This window comes from Vibrio sp. 1069 (assembly GCF_033340555.1).
The window spans coordinates 1-664 of the sequence record NZ_JAWOWP010000450.1 but is presented as its reverse complement, the minus strand read 5'-3'; the positions used below and the strand labels follow the sequence as shown (position 1 = coordinate 664).

Sequence of the window (664 nt, the reverse complement as noted above, 5' to 3'; positions counted from 1 at the left end):
ATGGAAACCACTCAAATACAACCTAAGAAACAACGCGTCGCCGCTCTTGCGGTTATTTTCGCGGTACTGTTTCAGCTGTATTTGGCCTCCATTGCGGCGCTCAATCCCACGCAAGTGCACAATAAAAGCTGGCTTAACAAAGTTCAGAATGAAAAAGTGTTGCTCTGTACCGCTGAAGGTTTTCAGTGGGTCGACATCAATACACTCATCGCTGCAAACGCTCAACCGTCTTCCGAATTTATTGATAACTTGAAGCTACACGATGGTTTCCAGTTTGAATGTCCACTGCTGCAAGCCGTGCAATTTTTCTTGCTTGTCGCGGTTGGGCTTTATCTTGCCACCATTCAGTGGTTACGCCGCGTTAAACACGCGCTCACGCCCTACCATTTTGCTGAATGCGGCAGATTGGTTTACCAGTATATCGCACCAAAGCAATCCCCTCCTTGTGTTTTTCCTGCCTAATGGTTCTTTAAGAACTCAGGCTCACAATAATAACAATTATCCCATTGAGCATTTGCTCGGGAAGTCATTCTATTTAAAAGGAAAATACACATGCTTAAACAAATGAAAATCGCCACTTTGTCACTTATCGCTCTCATTGCTAGCCCTATGAGCCTTGCTCACGATTACGAAGCCGGAAAAATTCACATCGGTCATCCTTGGA

1 protein-coding gene is annotated in these 664 nt (G+C 44.9%); it reads left to right on the top strand.

Features of this window, described 5'->3' with window-relative positions:
- On the top strand, window positions 1-462 hold the full coding sequence (locus R7040_RS27065; protein WP_318097686.1) for a hypothetical protein: 462 nt from the start codon (window positions 1-3) through the stop codon (window positions 460-462).
- The last annotated feature ends 202 nt before the right edge of the window (window positions 463-664 follow it).

What these genes read in the sequence shown, in the direction of transcription:
- R7040_RS27065 (WP_318097686.1), top strand. Translation starts at nt 1, where the DNA reads ATGGAAACCACTCAAATACAACCTAAGAAACAACGCGTCGCCGCTCTT.